Origin of the sequence: Agromyces aurantiacus (assembly GCF_016907355.1) — a bacterium.
In the GTDB taxonomy this organism is placed as follows: domain Bacteria; phylum Actinomycetota; class Actinomycetes; order Actinomycetales; family Microbacteriaceae; genus Agromyces; species Agromyces aurantiacus.
Genome location: NZ_JAFBBW010000001.1, coordinates 3,649,025 through 3,664,310, shown reverse-complemented (window position 1 = coordinate 3,664,310; position 15,286 = coordinate 3,649,025). Strand labels below are relative to the sequence as shown.

Sequence of the window (15,286 nt, the reverse complement as noted above, 5' to 3'; positions counted from 1 at the left end):
GACCGACCGGCGGAGGGGCGGATGACACGACGGAATCACCGCGTCGCGGTACTCGTGCTCGAGGGCGCGAAGCCGCTCGACGTCGGCATCCCGGCGCAGATCTTCACCACGCGCGCGAGCATGCCGTACGAGGTGCGCGTGTGCGGCGCGCAGCCCGGACCGGTCACGGGCGGCGACGGGCTCTCGTACCACGTGGCCGACGGCCTCGAGGCGTTCGAGTGGGCGGAGACGATTTTCATCCCGGGCTACCGCCACCCCGACCGGGAGGACCCGCCGGCCGCGGTGGTCGACGCACTCCTCGCCGCGCACGACCGGGGTGCGCGCATCGCCGCGATCTCGACGGGCGCGTTCGCGCTCGCGGCGACCGGCCTGCTCGACGGGCGGCGGGCCACGACGCACTGGCACTACACGCGCGCGCTGCAGGCGCGGCATCCGCTCGTCAGGGTCGACGAGAACGTGCTGTTCGTCGACGAGGGGCAGGTGCTCACATCGGCGGGCGCGGCATCCGGCATCGACCTCTGCCTGCACCTCGTGCGGCGCGACCACGGCGTCGCGGTCTCGAACCACGCCGCCCGCCGCCTCGTCGCGGCGCCGTACCGCAGTGGCGGCCAGGCGCAGTACGTGCCGCGCGCGCTGCCCGAACCACTCGGCGACGTGTTCGCCGCGACCCGGCAGTGGGCGCTCGAGCACCTCGGGGAGCCGCTCACGCTGGCCGACCTGGCGCGCAACGCGAACGTCTCGCCGCGCACGTTCTCGCGGCGGTTCGTCGATGACACGGGCTACACGCCCATGCAGTGGATCCTGCGCGCCCGCATCGACCTGGCGCGTGAGCTGCTCGAGCGCACGGACCTCGGCGTCGAGCAGATCGCCGACCGTGTGGGGCTCGGCACGGGCGCGAACCTGCGGCTGCACTTCCAGCACATCCTCGGCACGTCGCCGAGCGAGTACCGGCACACGTTCGCGGCCTGAACGGCGCGCGGTCGCCCTTGCCCCGGTGGTTATCGAGCGGTGGTGGTGAGGCGCCGCTCGGTCGCGGCGCGTTCCTGCGGCGCCGCCGGCCGGGCGAAGGCCATGCGCAGACCGTCGGCGATGCGGGCGATGACGATGCCGATGAGCGCGCCGCCGGCGTTCGCGGCGAGGTCGCGCGGGTCGGAGATCCGGTCGGCCATGGGGATCTGCGCGAGCTCGATGGCCAGGCTGGTGCCGAAGGCCGCGGCGACGGGAACCCAGGCGGGCATGCCGCGCAGGGCGAACGCGAGCAGGGCGCCGATCGGCACGAACATCACCACGTTCAGGAACATCTCGCTCTCGAGACCGATGGTCCAGGTCTCGGGCTCGAGCCAGTTCTGCCAGTCGAGCACGCCGTTCGGCGACTGGTAGCCGTGGCCCGACCACGGCACCGGTCCGAGGGTCGCCCAGAGCACGAGTGCGAGGTACAGGACCAGGAACACGAGTGCTCTGCGGGAGGGGCGCATGCGCTTCATCATCTCGATTCTGCCTGAATCATGCCTCAGAGCCCCCTCTGCGTCCACAGTGCGGCGGCTTCGAGGGCGGAGTGGCGAGATCCTTGCGCATGCTGTCGCTCAGGCCACTTCCAACCGCCTCGCGTCGCGACGAAGGTGGACGGCGGAAAGAAAGGAACCACTCCGCCATGACCCGCATCGCCGTCAACGGATTCGGTCGTATCGGCCGCAACGTCGTCCGCGCGCTCATCGAGCGCGACGTCGACCTCGAGCTCGTCGCCGTCAACGACCTCACCGACCCCGCCGCGCTCGCGCGCCTGCTCAAGTACGACACCGTCGCCGGCCGGTTCGGCCGTTCGGTCGAGGTGGATGGCGACACCCTCGTCATCGACGGCCGTCGCGTGAAGGTGCTCGCGGAGCGCGACCCGGCGAAGCTGCCGTGGGGCGAGCTCGGCGTCGACATCGTGCTCGAGTCGACCGGCCGCTTCACCGACGCCGAGGCCGCGCGAGCCCACATCGCCGCCGGTGCGAAGAAGGTGCTCGTGAGCGCTCCCGCCAAGGGCGCCGACGTCACGCTCGCCTACGGCGTGAACACCGACGCGTACGACCCCGCCGAGCACGTCATCGTCTCCAACGCCTCCTGCACGACCAATGCACTCGCGCCGCTCGCGAAGGTGCTCGACGACCTCGCCGGCATCGAGCACGGCTTCATGACCACCATCCACGCGTACACGCAGGACCAGAACCTGCAGGACGCCCCGCACGCCGACCCGCGTCGCGCCCGCGCCGCCGCGGAGAACATCGTGCCGGCCTCGACCGGCGCCGCGAAGGCCATCGGCCTCGTGCTGCCGAACCTCGACGGCAAGCTCAACGGCGACGCCATGCGCGTGCCCGTGCCGGTCGGCTCGATCGTCGAGCTCAACGCGACCGTCGCGAAGGACGTCACGCGCGAGGAGATCCTCGCCGCCTACCGCGCCGCGGCCGAGGGTCCGCTGGCGGGCGTGCTCGAGTACTCCGACGAGGCGCTCGTCTCGAGCGACATCGTCGGCAACCCGCACTCGTCGATCTTCGACAGCGAGCTGACCCGTGTCGACGGCAAGCACGTCAAGGTCGTCGCCTGGTACGACAACGAGTGGGGCTTCTCGAACCGCGTGATCGACTCGCTGCTGCTGCTCGCGGGCTGACCGCGCTCGCCGGCTCCGGTCGGCACCGACTCCGGTCGGCCCGGGGGGCGGTACCCCGGGCCGGCCGGCACCGACATCGCGCCGGTGGGGGAGTGGAGCCCCCGCCGGCGCGATCGCATTCCCGTGGGAGCGTCCTTCCGGCGCCTGCGCCGGCGCCGGCGCCGGGAACCGCTCCGCGGGCGATGTCGTCCGATCGGCTCATGTGAACGCGGCCTCACATGAGGCCACGCTGACATGACTGCCCCGATCGTGCCGTGAACGTGCGTCGGCTGGGTGCGTTCATGTGAGTCGGGCCTCATATGAGGCTGCGTTGACATGAGTGCGCACGATCGTGCTGGGTCCGGGCGCGGGTCGGGTTGGTCGTTCATGTGAGTCGGGCCTCATTTGAGGCTGCGTTGACATGAGCCGTACGGAAGGAGTCTCCGAACGGCGTCGGACGGGCGGGCCGGGGATACTCGTCAGGCGCGGCGGAAGACCAGGGAGTCGAGGAGGAGTTCGAGCGAGTCCTGCATGCGCGCGTCGGTCCAGGCGGCGGGATCCTCGATCGACTTGACCTCCGAGCCTCGGCAGTAGAGGTAGAGGATGTCGGCGATGCGCGCCGCCTCCGTGCGGTCGACGGTCGCGTCGCCGTCCCCGTCCCCGCGCCCGGCGCCCGACCCGGCGCGCACCTCCCCGGCGCCGGCGAGGAACTTCTCGTACGTGGCATCCGTCACCGACCGCACGACCTCGTAGGCGCGCCGGTTCGCACCGTGCACGTCGGCGATCACCTCGACCCAGAGGCTGCGCAGCACCTGCTCCTCCGGAGAGGTCGAGCACATCCATCGCGCGAGCTCCGCGAGCCGTTCGACGCCGACGCGCTCACCGAGATGTGCCCTGCGCTCCTCGTCCCAGCGGGCGCGGGCGTGCTCGAGGGCGTTGGCCATGAGGTCGGCGCGCGACGGCACGAAGTTCGTGATGTAGGCGGTCGAGCGGCCCAGGCGCTCGGCGACCGCGCGGAGCGTGACGGCCTGGGTGCCTCGCTCGCTCGCGACCTCGATCGTCGCGCGCGCGATGTCGGCGAGGCGTTCGCTCGTGTCGACCTCGATCGGCATGTTGACACCTTCCCACGACCACGGCTACGTTTCCAAACACTGTTGTAAAACAGTGCTTTCTCACGAGGAGGATCATGACCGCCAACGGAGGCGTCTCGTTCTGGTGGCAGCAGCTCGGCGTTCCCGCGCCGCGTCCGGCGCTGCCCGGCGACCGCGAGGTCGACGTCGCCATCGTCGGCGGCGGGTACACCGGCCTCTGGACCGCGTACTCCCTCAAGCGCGAGCAGCCCGACCTGCGCGTCGCCGTGCTCGAGCAGCGCTTCGCCGGCTTCGGCGCGTCGGGTCGCAACGGCGGATGGCTCACCAACTCGGTCACGGGCGGGCGCGAGCAGTACGTGAAGACCCACGGCCGCGACGCCGCGATCGCGCAGCAGCGCGCGCTCAACGACGCCGTCGACGAGGTCATCGCGGTCGCTGCGCGCGAGGGCATCGACGCCGACGTGCACAAGGGCGGTGAGCTCGAGGTGGCGTACACGCCCGCGCAGCTCGCGCGGCTCCGAGCGTTCGCCGCGTCCGAGCGGTCGTGGCCCGGGACGGATGTCGCGGAACTCGACGCGCGCGAGACCGCCGGGCGCATCAACGCGGCCGGCGTGCTGGGTGGGGTGTGGCATCCGCACTGCGCCCGAGTGCACCCGGCGAAGCTCGCACGCGGCCTCGCCGCCGCGGTCGAGCGGCTCGGCGTCGAGATCCACGAGGGCACGACCGTCACCGAGATCCGGCCCGGCGAGGCGCGCACCGATCACGGCACCGTGCGCGCCGAGTTCGTGATCCGCGCGACCGAGGGGTTCACGCCCGACCTGCGCGGCGAGCACCGCACCTGGCTGCCGATGAACTCGTCGATGATCGTGACCGAGCCGCTCGCGGCATCCGCCTGGGACGAGATCGGCTGGAACGGCCGCGAGACGCTCGGCGACTTCGCCCATGTCTACATGTACGCCCAGCGCACCGCCGACGACCGCATCGCGTTCGGCGGGCGCGGCGTGCCGTACCGCTACGGCTCGCGCGTCGACGACGACGGGGCGACGCAGGAGCGCACCATCGAGAGCCTCACCGCCCTGCTGCGCCGGTTCTTCCCCGCGACGCGCGACGCGGCGATCGAGCACGCCTGGGCGGGCGTGCTCGGCGTGCCGCGCGACTGGTCCGCGACCGTCGGCCTCGACCGGGCCACCGGGCTGGGCTGGGCGGGCGGATACGTCGGCACCGGGGTGACCGCGACGAACCTCGCCGGCCGCACGCTCGCCGACCTCGTGCTCGGGCGCGACACCGACCTCACGCGCCTGCCGTGGGTCGGTCACCGCGTGCGCAAGTGGGAGCCGGAGCCGTTGCGCTGGCTCGCCGTCCAGGCGATCTACGGCGCATACCACGCGGCCGACCGCGCCGAGCTCCGCGGGCGGGCGACGACCTCGCCCATCGCGCGCGTCGCCGACCTCGTCGCGGGGCGCTGAGCCGACCCGATCTGGCGGTTTCCCGCGCTCGATCGGCAGTCCCGCGCGTCGCGCCGTGTCGGGGGCACCCCTCAGACTGAACCGGTGACTCGTCGTGGCCTGATCCTGTTCGCTGCGCTCGGCGTTGCCTGGGGCATCCCGTACCTGTTCATCAAGGTTGCGGTGAGCGAGCTCGATCCGGCGATGGTCGTGCTCGGCCGGTCCGCGCTCGCGGCGCTCCTGCTCATGCCGCTCGCGTTCTACCGGCGCGAGGTCTGGCAGGTCGTCCGGCGCTGGAAGCCGATGGCGGCCTACACGCTCGTCGAGATCATCCTCCCGTGGTACTTCCTCAGCTCCGCCGAGCAGCGGCTCCCGAGCTCGACGGCCGGGCTCCTGCTGGCCACGGTGCCGCTCGCCGGCGTCGCGATCGCCTTCCTCATGGGCCGCCCCGAACGGCTCTCACGGCTCAACTGGCTCGGCATCGCCCTCGGCATGCTCGGCGTCGCGGCGCTCGTCGGCCTCGACGTCGCCGGGTCCGACCTGGTCGCCGTGGCCCAGATGGCCGTCGTCGTGGTCGGCTACGCGCTCGGCCCAGCCATCCTCTCGCGGTGGATGCCCGACCTGCCCGGCGTGGGCGTGGTCGCGGTCTCGCTCGCGGCCGCCGCGGTCGTGTACGTGCCGTTCGTGCTCGCGACCGGAGCGTGGCCCTCGGCGTGGCCCTCGACGGCCGTCGTGGTCTCCATCGTCGTGCTCGCCGTGGTGTGCAGCGCGCTCGCGTTCCTGCTCATGGTCGCGCTGATCGGCGAGATCGGCCCGGTGAAGGCGACCGCGATCACCTACGTCAACCCGGCGGTCGCGATCGTCGCGGGCGTGCTCGTGCTTGGCGAGCGCGTCACCGTCTGGACGATCCTCGGATTCGGGCTCGTCCTGCTCGGGTCCTACCTCGTCACGCGGAAGCGGCGGGAGCCGGTCGCCGCCGAAGGGCCCGAGGAAGCCGGCGCCGAGCAGTCGCACGAACCACTCGCCGAGCACGGCGTCCCGCCGCACCGGAGCTGAGGACGGATCGGGCGCTGCTTCGTGCGGGGCGCTCGGGCGCTGCCGCGTGCCGGCGACGCCGATCAGGTGTAGTGGGAGACCCGCGGCGAGAAGTCGATCTGCGCCGCCTCGTCGAGCACGTGGCTCGCTCGCTCGGCCGCCCGGGTCGCGAGCTCCGCGGCATCCCGCGCCTGCGCCGACCTGGTGACGGCGACGCGCTTGCCGATGTCGTCGAGGATCAGGCCGATGGTGCGGGCCAGGCCGACCTTCAGCTCGTGCAGGTTCGTGTTCGCGATCATGAGCCGCCGATCCGCGGTGGTGAGGGTGACGCGCGGGTACCCCGCCTCCGCGAGCTGCCGCTCGACGGCCGGCTCGCCGAGGAGCGCGAGCTCCTGAGGGAGCGGCCTGCGCGTGAAGACGGCCATGACCGTGTAGCGTTCGGGCGCCTCGACGGTGCCGAGCGATGACGGGAGCTGGTCGATCAGGATGCGATCGACCGCGAACGGCGCGAAGCGCTGGGCCCCCTGGCCATCGGTGGTGGGGGGCGAGGTCGGTTGGTGCGACGGTACGTCGGCTGTGCTCATCTCCGGAGCGTAGGCCGATGAGATGTGCGCACTCACAGCTTCGCGAGATTCGTCCGATGCGATGTCGATCGCGCGGAGGCTCGTTCGACGCCAGAATGAGGGGCGGATGGTCCGCCCCGAACCGGACCCGACAGGAGACCCCCATGCGCACCCTCATCGTCACCGAGTTCATCACCCTCGACGGCATCGTCGACTCGCCCGGCGGCGGCGACCACCCGCGCGCCGGCTGGACCTTCAAGGAGGTCCCGTTCGTCGAGGAGGCCTACGAGATCAAGGGCCGCGAGCAGACCGAGGCCGGCGCGATGCTCATCGGCCGGGTGAGCTACGACGAGTTCGCCCCGATCTGGCCGAAGATGGACGAGTTCGCCGAGTACAACGCGATGCCCAAGTACGTCGTCTCGTCGACCCTCACCGACCCAGAGTGGAACAACACGAGTGTGCTGCGGTCGCTCGACGAGGTCGCCGAGCTCAAGCAGGCCGACGGCGAAGGCACGATCCTCGTGCACGGCAGCCCCACGCTCGCGCAGGGCCTCGCCGAGGCCGGGCTCGTCGACCGCTACCACCTGCTCGTCTTCCCCGTCGTGCTCGGCGAGGGCAAGCGCCTGTTCAACGGGCACGAGCAGGGCAGCCTGAAGCTCGTCGAGCACGAGGCGTACTCCAACGGCGTCGTGAAGCACGTGTTCGACGTCGTGCGCTGAGCGCGCCCGGAGGGCCCGAGCGGATGCCGCGCTGCGGTCGCACGCCGATGCGTGCTGCCGCGGCATCCGCTCACCCGGCCATCAGCCGGTGGTCTCGCTCGTCGCCCGCCATCCCACCTCGGCGCCGATGTCGAAGTAGTGCCGGAAGCTGTAGATCGTCGGATGCCATGCACGCGGGTCGACGTGCTCGGTGCCCGGCACCACGATCGCGGGGTCGGCGTGCACCCGCACGACCTCGGCCTCGACCAGGAGGTACGCGCCGAGCCCGGGGGTCGCGCGGCGCACGCGCGCCTCGAACTGCAGGCGGCACTCCGCGACGCGCGGCGGAGCGACGAGCTCGGACGGCTCGAAGCCCAGCCCCGACACCGCGAGCTTGTCGGCCTCGAACCGGTAGCGGCCGGCCTTCGCCTCGGGCACGGGATCGCGGCCCGTGACGTCGGCGAGCCGCTCGACCGCGGGCCAGAGCTCGGGATGGGGGAAGCTCACGGTCAACTCGGGCCGCTCGAGCACGTTCCGCGCGCTCTGGCCGTCGGTCTCGAGGCCGAGCACGAGCATCTGCTCGAGCGCCCAGTACGACGAGGCCGGCGCGAGGTTGAACGAGCCGTCGGCATTCACCGTCGACACGAGGAACACGGGCGTGCCGACGTAGAGCACCTTCGGGCGGATGACGACGTGCGTCACGCGACGCCTCTCGGCGGCCCGGTTTCGCCGGGCACGCCGGTCGTGCCCTGCACGCCCGCGAGCAGCTCGGCGAACACGTCGCGCGCGTCGTCTCGCACCGCGAGCCGCGCCGACTGCCCCATCCACAGCGACTGCAGCTCGCCCTTGCCGAGCTTCGCCGCGGCGGCGCGGAAGCCCGCCGTGAGCCAGCCCTGCACGGGGTACGGTGCGATCGCGCCGTCGGCCTCGATCGCCCGGATCGCGCGGTTCGCCGCGCCCCGCGCGAGGCGGCCGCTCATCGCGCGCGTGAGCACGGTGTCCTCGGCTGCGGTCGCCTCGATCGCCCGGCGGTGGTCGTCGCTCGCCGCCGACTGGCGCGTGCGCAGGAACGCCGTGCCGACCTGCACGCCCGCCGCGCCCAGCGCGATCGCCGCGGCCACCCCGCGGCGATCGGCGATGCCGCCTGCGGCGATGACCGGCACCGAGACCGCGTCGACCACCTGCGGGATCAGCGAGATCGAGCCGACGAGCGAGGTCTCGGCCGGGCGGAGGAACGCGACCCGGTGCCCGGCGGCCTCCAGGCCCGTCGCGACGATCGCGTCGATGCCGCCGGCCTCGAGCGCGACCGCCTCGTCGACCGTGGTCGCGGTGCCCACCAGCCGGATGCCGCGAGCGCGCGCATCGGCCACGACGTGCTCGGGCGGCACCCCGTAGACGAAGCTCGCGACCGCGGGCCGCACCTCGAGCACCGCCTCCCACTGCTCGCCGAACGAGGGCAGGTAGCGCTCGGGCGGCGCGCTGGGCACGGGCGTGTCGACGGCGTCGTAGAGCGGGCGCACGGCCTCGAGGGCCTGCTCGAACGCGCGCGGCGGGAGCGCCGCGCCATCCGTCGGCAGCGGAAGCCACAGGTTGAGGGCGAACGGCGCGCTCGTCGCCGCGCGGATCGCCTCGCCCGTCTGCACGATGTGCCGGGCGTCGTAGCCGAAGAGGCCGAACGAGCCGAGGCCGCCCAGCTCGCTCACGGTCGCGGTGAGCTCGACCGACGACAGCCCGCCGAACGGGCCGAGCACGATCGGATGGCGGATGCCGAGCAGTTGCGTCAGCCTCGTCGTCGCCTCGGTCATCTCGCTCCTCCTCGTCGCCGGTCACTCCACGCGGGGTGTGCCGCAGTTCCAGCAGGTTCCGCCCTCGACCAGCGCGCCGCACTCGGTACAGGTCGAGGCGAGCCAGCAGACGTCGCCCGTCACCCCATCCTGCTCCCGTTCGGGATGGCGGTCGGCATCCGACGTCACATGAGCCTCGTCCACAGCGTCATCATGACGCGCGGCGCTCGGCGACGCATCCGTCTTGCGCGGCGGCTGGGCATCGCCTCCGAGCGGGAAGGGTTCGGCGCGCCATCCGGTTGGCCCTCAACATGACGACACTCGGAATCATCGGAGCAGGCAACATCGGCAGCCAGGTCGCCCGGGCGGCGATCGCGAACGGGTACGACGTCGTGATCGCGAACTCGCGCGGACCCGAGACGCTCGCCGCGCTGGTCGACGAGCTCGGCCCCGAGGCGCGCGCCGCGACGGTCGAGGAGGCCGCGGCATCCGGCGACGTCGTGGTGGTGACGGTGCCCTTCAAGGCGTACGGCTCCATCCCGGTCGAGCCGCTCGCGGGCAAGATCGTGATCGACACGAACAACTACTACTGGGAGCGCGACGGCCACGTGCCGGCGCTCGACGAGGGCCGCGACACCGTCTCGGGGATGCTGCAGAAGCACCTGCCCGAGAGCCGCGTCGTGAAGGGCTTCAACCACATCATGGCGAAGGACATCACGACCGAAGGTCGCCCCGCGGGCACCCCCGGCCGCCGCGCGCTCGCGACGTCGAGCGACTTCGACGACGCCGTGCGGTTCGTGACCGACCTGTACGACGCGTTCGGGTTCGACACCGTCAACGTCGGGCCGCTCGCCGAGAGCTGGCGCGTCGAGCGCGACCAGCCGGCGTACGTCGTGCCGCAGACGCGCGACGAGCTCGTCGCGAACCTCGCGAAGGCCGTGCGGGCGGGCGAGGCCGCGGCGTAGGTCGGCGCCGCGCCGGGCCCGGGCCCGGGCGCGGACCGGCGCCCGTCTCCGCGCCAGCGGGCCCGGCCCGGGCGGGCCGGTATTCGCGTCGGGCCGGCCCTCCCCGGGCGCGCGGCGAGCGCGCGCGGGGCCCGGCGCGGACGAGATTGCAGGATGACGCGGCTCAGAGCCGGGCATACGAGGACGTGGCGCGTGTCATCCTGCAATCCGCAGGAGGATCCGGGGATCGGCCCGCTGGAGGATCCGTCACCCGGATGCTCGTGGACTCGGCGTGGGGAGTGCACTCGGGGCCCGGCGCCGACGAGATTGCAGGATGACGCCGGTCAGGGCCGTGCAGACAAGGCTCTGGCGCGTGTCATCCTGCATTCCGCGTGAGCATCCGGGTGATGGGCCTGCTGGAGGGTCCATCGGCCGGATGCTCGCGCAATTCGACGTGGCGGCCGCTGCGGCCTGCGACCGACGCGCGGGCGGCTCAGGCCGCCGCCCGCCGGGCCACGCGCCGGCCGGCCGGCGACGTCGCTGCCGCGGCGACCGCGCGCGCCGGCACGAGCGCGTCGACCACATACTCCGCGTCGTGGTCCATGCCCATGAGCGTGGGCGACGCGAACGAGTACTGGAAGGGCATGCCCACGAACGCCAGCCCGGGCCATCCGGTCACCAGGCCCCGCTGCTCGTTGGGGAACCCGCTCGCGCCGACGACGCCCGCGAGGTCGATCCACCCGAGGTCGGGCTTGGATCCCGTGCACCAGACGACGGTCGCGGCGTCGATCACCGTGCCGTCCGTCGTCACCGCGCGCCCGCGCTCGACGCCGCCGATCCGCCCGACCCGCACGATCCCGGCGCGGTCGAGGTCCTTCGGCGAGTTCCGGATCAGCATGACGCCGTGGCCGAGCTGCGCGTCGCGCGCGGCGCGGCCCTTGGACGTGTCGATCGTGAGGCGACGCAGGCGACGGATGAACAACCCGCTGAGCAGGTTGCCGAGCGGCCGGTCGATGTCGACGGGCACGTGGCCGGGGTGGCGGCCGGCGAGGGTCACGGCGTGGCCGGTGCGCGCGGCCTCGAGCGCGACATCCGTGCCGGAGTTGCCGGCGCCGACCACGAGCACCGGTCCGTCGGCGAACTGCTCCGGCCCCCGGTAGTCGAGCGAGTGGACCTGGCGGATCGACGCGTCGAGCTCGGCCGCGAAGGCCGGCGTGATGGGCACCTGGTGCACGCCGACGGTCACGATGACCCGATCGGCGAGCACCTCGTCGCCGTCGTCGAGCTCGAGGCGGAAGCGGTCGCCGTCGTGGCTGAGCCGCACGACCCGCGTCGAGGTGCGCACGGGCAGCTTCATGTGCTGCGCGTACCGCTCGAGGTAGTCGCCCATCTCGGTGCCGGTCGGGTACTCGAAGCGCCCGATGCCGATGGGCAGGCCCGGCAGCTCGAGGAAGGGCCGCGGCGTGAAGAGCCGCAGCGAGCGGTAGCGTTCGCGCCAGGGGTCGCCGACGCGCGCGTGCGCGTCGAAGAGCTCGAGGCGCTCGCCGCGTTCGGCGAGACGTCGGCCGACCATCAGGCCGGCGGCGCCGGCGCCGACGACGGCGGTGTCGAGAATCGTGGTGTCCATGACGGCCTCCTCGGTCGCTGCCCCCGGCCGATGTGGTCGGTGATGCGGGCGACGGTACGGATGCCGCGGGGCGGCCGCCTCGGCAGAAATGACCAATTCGCGTCGTGGGCGCGACGGCCGCGGGCTCGGCCGCGCCGCGGCGGGGCGTGTCGCACCGCCGCCCGCGCCGCCGGCCGCGCCGCCGCCCGCGCCGCGTCACGCGGTCGCGGTGAGCCCGTGCTCGAACGCGAACGCCGTGGCCGCGGCGCGGTTCGCGAGCCCGAGCTTGCCGAGGATGTTGCTGACGTGCCGCGCGACCGTGCGCTCGCTGAGGAAGAGCTCGTCGGCGATCTGCCGGTTCGAGCGGCCCGCGGCGATGAGCCGCAGCACCTCGACCTCGCGGCGGGTGAGCCCGGCGGATGCCGCGGGGCGGCCGTCGCCCGCCGCGACACGTTCGAGTCGGTCGAGGTCGGGCACCGCGCCGAGCCCAGTGAGCACCGTGCGCGCCGCGTCGAACTCGAGCTGCGCGGCCTCCTCGTCGCCGGCCGCGCGGGCGGCACGGCCCATCAGCACACGTGTGGTCGCGGCCTCGTACGGCGCCTCGAGGTGGCGCCACACCGACCACGATCGGCGCAGCAGCGGCAGTGCGCGGGGCGCGCCATCCGTGCCGATGAGGAGCCGCGCCTCGGCGCGGTCGGCCTGCGCGCGCAGGTAGTCGGTGCCCACGGTGTCGGCGAGCGTGCGCAGTTCGGCGACCGCACGGCGCGCGAGCCCGAGGTCGCCGCCCCGCTCGGCCTCGAGTTCGGCGCACGCCGAGAGCAGCTCGGCGCGCGTGCTCGGGAGGCCGCCCGCCGCGAGCGCTCGCGCGATGCCGGCCCGTGCCGCCGCGAGCCGGCCCTGGTCGCGGCGCAGCAGCGCGAGCCCCGGCTGCACCTCGCGCCCGAGGTCGGCCGCGCGCCGATACGCGGCCTCCGCCTCGTCGCGGCGCCCGGTGAGTCGGCACAGCTCGGCGAGCCCGTAGTACGCGTTCTCGAGGGTCTGCGCGCGGAGCTCGCGGTCGCACACCGCGGTGAGCGTGGCCCCGGCCTCATCCCATTCGCCGAGCAGGCGCTGCACGGTCGCCCGGTGCACCGAGCACTCGCCGCGGAACGGCTCGAGCCCCTGCTGCGCGTCGCACCACGCGCCGAGGTCGCGGGTCCACACGCGCGCGCGGTCGACATCCCACCGGTCGAGGCAGCTCGCGATCACGGCGCAGTACGCCGGACCCGCGGCCCGGTCGCCGACGCGGCCCGACGCGACGGCGAGCATCACGCGGTCCATGCACGCGAACCCCTCGACGAGCCGACCGGCGTGCACGAGCGCGCGGCCCATCGACATGGTCGCGAGCACCTCGAGGTCGGCGTCGCCGGCGTCGCGCGCGAGCGCGACCGCCTGCTCGGCGAGGGACGCCGCCTCTGCGTCGCGTCCGGCCGCGAAGGCGGCGGCCGACCGCGCGACGGTCGCCGCGGCATCCGCGTCGGGTGTGTGCGGCACCGAGCCGAGCAGCTCGAACAGGCGCGCCATCCACGCACCCGCCCTGACCGCCTCGCCCCGGTCGGAGAGCGTGAAGCCGAGCCAGAACACGCAGCGGATCGCGGCATCCGTGTCGCCGTCGGCGAGGTAGGCGCGGTGCGCGTCGTCCCACGCCCGTTCGCTCTCGGCCGGGCGGCCGATGAACCACGCCGCGAGCCCGAGCTCGTCGAGCTCGCGCGAGGTCAGCTCGTCACGACGGGCGGCGAGCCGGTCGTGGCGGGCGACCCAGTCGACCGTCGGCACGTCGGGACCCGTGGACATGGCGCCAGTATCCGCCCGGCGGGGCCGCACGACAACGGTGCCGGCCCGGACCCGCCGCCCCGGCCGGTGCCCGGCGTCCCCACCCTCTCGCGCACGAACTGACGCCTCGAGGGCCGGCATTCCCCCGAAAACTGCCCGAAACGCGGGGTCGGCATACTGGGGCCGGCGAGGGAGGAGTGAATCGGATGAACCGTGCCGTCCGCTTCGACGACATCCGCGCGCTCGCCGTCTCGCACATCGACCTCGCCGGCGTCGCTCGGGTGCGGGTGCTGCCGCATCGCCGGCTGCTCTCGGCGAGCACGCACGGCGTGACGATCTCGAACAGCGTGGGCTTCCTGTTCTCGGTCGACGACCACCTCAGCCGCACGCCCGCGCTCGACCCCGTCGTGGGCGACGTGCGCGGCATCGCCGACATCTCGTCGATGGCGCTGCTCGACGCCGAGTCGGGCCTCGCGTGGGCGCCCGCCGACCTGTATGCGCTCGACGGCACGGTGCATCCGGCCTGCACCCGGTCGGCGCTGCGCCGCGTGGTCGACGACGCGCAGGACGCCCGGCTGACCTTCTCGGTGGGGTTCGAGCTCGAGTGCACGGTGTTCCGGGCGCCGGTCCCGGCGGCTTGGGGGGCAGCGGGCACCGACGAGGTCGGCGAGACGATGCGGTACCTGCCGGCGACGTCCGGGCCGGCCTCCTCGACGCGCGCGCTGATCGAGGTCGAGGCGTTCGGGCTCGGGGCACTGGCGGCGCTCGAGTTCGCGGGCGTGCCCGTGGAGCAGTTCCATCCGGCGTCCGGCGACGGCCGCCTCGAGTTCGCGTTGGCTCCCCGCGATGCGCTCACGGCGGTCGACGACCTCGCGCTGGCGCGAGTCGTGCTGACCCGGGTCGCGCAGGCGCACGGGTTGCGCATCTCGTTCGCGCCCGTGCCGATCGTGGGCGAGGCGACGAACGGATGCCACGTGCACCTCTCCGCGCGGCGCGAGGGGCGCAACGTGCTGGCGGAGCCGGCCCCGCGCGGGCGTCACGGGCTCGGCGTCGACGGCGGGCGCATGGTCGCCGGCATCCTCGATCGGCTCGACGACGGCATCGCGCTCCTCGGCGGCAGCGTGCTCTCGTTCGCGCGGCTGCGGCCGGCCTCGTGGTCGGGCGCGGCCGTGTGCTGGGGGCCGGGGAATCGCGAGACGGCAGTCCGGTTCGTGCCCGGCCAGGCCGGGATGGCGGCCGAGCAGGCCAACCTCGAGATCAGGCCGGCGGATGGCGCGGCGAACCCGTACCTCGCGGTGGCCGCGATCCTCGCCGCGGCGCTCGACGGGATCACGCGCGAGGCGGTGCCGCCGAAGCCCGTCACGGTCGACCCGGGCACGCTGACCGCGGCGCAGCGACGGGCCCGCGGCATCCGCTCGCTGCCCGCCGACCTGGGCACGGCGCTCGACCGGCTCGCGTCGAGCGGGTTCCACCGCCGCGTGCTCGGCGACGTGCTGGTCGACGCGTACGTCGCGACGCGCCGGAACGAGTGGGAGGCGTTTGGCGGACTGGCGCCCGAGGCGGTCGCCGAGGCGGTGCGGTTCCGGTACTGAGGCGCGGCCGCCGCGCCGTGTCTCCGGGAGCGGGACCGCGCCCGCTGCACCGTGTCTCCGGAGATCCGCGGGTATCTGGGAGCGGGGCAC

The 15,286-nt window shown here is 73.6% G+C and carries 14 protein-coding genes and 1 pseudogene; 7 read left to right on the top strand and 8 right to left on the bottom strand.

The genetic code is table 11. From position 1 onward, the window contains the following. The first annotated feature begins 21 nt into the window (after positions 1-21). Positions 22-969, top strand: coding sequence for a GlxA family transcriptional regulator (locus JOD46_RS17280; protein WP_204395691.1), 948 nt, complete (start codon positions 22-24; stop codon positions 967-969). A gap of 29 nt (positions 970-998) precedes the next feature. On the opposite strand, the gene JOD46_RS17275 is transcribed toward JOD46_RS17280, so the two are convergent. Then, entirely contained in the window at positions 999-1,484 is a 486-nt protein-coding gene (locus tag JOD46_RS17275) for a VanZ family protein (RefSeq protein ID WP_204395690.1), read from the bottom strand. Positions 1,485-1,651: 167 nt separating this feature from the next. On the opposite strand from JOD46_RS17275, the gene gap reads away from it, so the two are divergent. After that, the gene (gap, locus tag JOD46_RS17270; protein ID WP_204395689.1) at positions 1,652-2,647 is read left to right on the top strand and encodes a type I glyceraldehyde-3-phosphate dehydrogenase; all 996 of its coding nucleotides are present in this window, start codon (positions 1,652-1,654) and stop codon (positions 2,645-2,647) included. 458 nt (positions 2,648-3,105) lie between these two features. Here gap and JOD46_RS17265 read toward each other — a convergent pair whose 3' ends face one another. Beyond that, positions 3,106-3,738: a TetR/AcrR family transcriptional regulator gene (locus JOD46_RS17265; protein ID WP_204395688.1), complete on the bottom strand. Its 633-nt coding sequence runs from the start codon at positions 3,736-3,738 to the stop codon at positions 3,106-3,108. Between the two features lie 74 nt (positions 3,739-3,812). Here JOD46_RS17265 and JOD46_RS17260 point away from each other — a divergent pair, with 74 nt between their 5' ends. Together JOD46_RS17260 and JOD46_RS17255 are read left to right on the top strand one after the other, a co-directional pair. After that, positions 3,813-5,183, top strand: a complete 1,371-nt coding sequence (locus JOD46_RS17260; protein WP_204395687.1) for an NAD(P)/FAD-dependent oxidoreductase — start codon at positions 3,813-3,815, stop codon at positions 5,181-5,183. Between the two features lie 84 nt (positions 5,184-5,267). Then, positions 5,268-6,218: a DMT family transporter gene (locus JOD46_RS17255; protein WP_204395686.1), complete on the top strand. Its 951-nt coding sequence runs from the start codon at positions 5,268-5,270 to the stop codon at positions 6,216-6,218. A gap of 62 nt (positions 6,219-6,280) precedes the next feature. Here the strand turns inward: JOD46_RS17255 and JOD46_RS17250 are convergent, their stop codons facing one another. Beyond that, on the bottom strand, positions 6,281-6,781 hold the full coding sequence (locus tag JOD46_RS17250; protein WP_204395685.1) for a hypothetical protein: 501 nt from the start codon (positions 6,779-6,781) through the stop codon (positions 6,281-6,283). A gap of 143 nt (positions 6,782-6,924) precedes the next feature. On the opposite strand from JOD46_RS17250, the gene JOD46_RS17245 reads away from it, so the two are divergent. Beyond that, on the top strand, positions 6,925-7,479 hold the full coding sequence (locus JOD46_RS17245) for a dihydrofolate reductase family protein (RefSeq protein ID WP_204395684.1): 555 nt from the start codon (positions 6,925-6,927) through the stop codon (positions 7,477-7,479). Positions 7,480-7,560: 81 nt separating this feature from the next. Here the strand turns inward: JOD46_RS17245 and JOD46_RS17240 are convergent, their stop codons facing one another. From JOD46_RS17240 to JOD46_RS19020, 3 genes are read right to left on the bottom strand one after another with little or no spacing between them, the layout of a single operon-like run. Beyond that, the gene (locus JOD46_RS17240) at positions 7,561-8,160 is read right to left on the bottom strand and encodes a flavin reductase family protein (protein ID WP_204395683.1); all 600 of its coding nucleotides are present in this window, start codon (positions 8,158-8,160) and stop codon (positions 7,561-7,563) included. Beyond that, positions 8,157-9,263, bottom strand: a complete 1,107-nt coding sequence (locus JOD46_RS17235) for an NAD(P)H-dependent flavin oxidoreductase (protein ID WP_204395682.1) — start codon at positions 9,261-9,263, stop codon at positions 8,157-8,159. The genes JOD46_RS17240 and JOD46_RS17235 overlap by 4 nt, the downstream gene beginning before the upstream one ends. 21 nt (positions 9,264-9,284) lie before the next feature. Further along, complete coding sequence (locus JOD46_RS19020; protein WP_239562875.1) at positions 9,285-9,446, bottom strand: hypothetical protein; 162 nt, start codon at positions 9,444-9,446, stop codon at positions 9,285-9,287. A gap of 5 nt (positions 9,447-9,451) precedes the next feature. Between JOD46_RS19020 and JOD46_RS17230 the strand changes: the two are divergent. After that, a pseudogene (locus JOD46_RS17230) lies at positions 9,452-10,207 on the top strand (NADPH-dependent F420 reductase); the annotation flags it as partial. 472 nt (positions 10,208-10,679) lie between these two features. On the opposite strand, the gene JOD46_RS17225 reads toward JOD46_RS17230, so the two are convergent. Both JOD46_RS17225 and JOD46_RS17220 read right to left on the bottom strand, forming a co-directional pair. Then, positions 10,680-11,813 carry a flavin-containing monooxygenase gene (locus JOD46_RS17225; protein WP_204395680.1) on the bottom strand — a complete coding sequence of 378 codons (1,134 nt, stop codon included), beginning with the start codon at positions 11,811-11,813 and terminating at the stop codon, positions 10,680-10,682. A 195-nt stretch (positions 11,814-12,008) separates the two neighbouring features. Continuing rightward, a complete protein-coding gene (locus JOD46_RS17220) occupies positions 12,009-13,625 on the bottom strand; it encodes a LuxR C-terminal-related transcriptional regulator (protein ID WP_204395679.1) in 1,617 nt (538 codons plus the stop codon). A gap of 185 nt (positions 13,626-13,810) precedes the next feature. On the opposite strand from JOD46_RS17220, the gene JOD46_RS17215 reads away from it, so the two are divergent. Beyond that, positions 13,811-15,196: a type I glutamate--ammonia ligase gene (locus JOD46_RS17215; RefSeq protein ID WP_204395678.1), complete on the top strand. Its 1,386-nt coding sequence runs from the start codon at positions 13,811-13,813 to the stop codon at positions 15,194-15,196. Positions 15,197-15,286 lie beyond the last annotated feature (90 nt).

Bases quoted from the DNA above. Each gene is read 5' to 3' on its own strand.
- JOD46_RS17250 (WP_204395685.1), bottom strand. From the start codon at position 6,781: ATGAGCACAGCCGACGTACCGTCGCACCAACCGACCTCGCCCCCCACC.
- JOD46_RS17225 (WP_204395680.1), bottom strand. From the start codon at position 11,813: ATGGACACCACGATTCTCGACACCGCCGTCGTCGGCGCCGGCGCCGCC.
- JOD46_RS17260 (WP_204395687.1), top strand. From the start codon at position 3,813: ATGACCGCCAACGGAGGCGTCTCGTTCTGGTGGCAGCAGCTCGGCGTT.
- JOD46_RS17220 (WP_204395679.1), bottom strand. From the start codon at position 13,625: ATGTCCACGGGTCCCGACGTGCCGACGGTCGACTGGGTCGCCCGCCAC.
- JOD46_RS17265 (WP_204395688.1), bottom strand. From the start codon at position 3,738: ATGCCGATCGAGGTCGACACGAGCGAACGCCTCGCCGACATCGCGCGC.
- JOD46_RS17245 (WP_204395684.1), top strand. From the start codon at position 6,925: ATGCGCACCCTCATCGTCACCGAGTTCATCACCCTCGACGGCATCGTC.
- JOD46_RS17235 (WP_204395682.1), bottom strand. From the start codon at position 9,263: ATGACCGAGGCGACGACGAGGCTGACGCAACTGCTCGGCATCCGCCAT.
- gap (WP_204395689.1), top strand. From the start codon at position 1,652: ATGACCCGCATCGCCGTCAACGGATTCGGTCGTATCGGCCGCAACGTC.
- JOD46_RS17215 (WP_204395678.1), top strand. From the start codon at position 13,811: ATGAACCGTGCCGTCCGCTTCGACGACATCCGCGCGCTCGCCGTCTCG.
- JOD46_RS17275 (WP_204395690.1), bottom strand. From the start codon at position 1,484: ATGAAGCGCATGCGCCCCTCCCGCAGAGCACTCGTGTTCCTGGTCCTG.
- JOD46_RS17280 (WP_204395691.1), top strand. From the start codon at position 22: ATGACACGACGGAATCACCGCGTCGCGGTACTCGTGCTCGAGGGCGCG.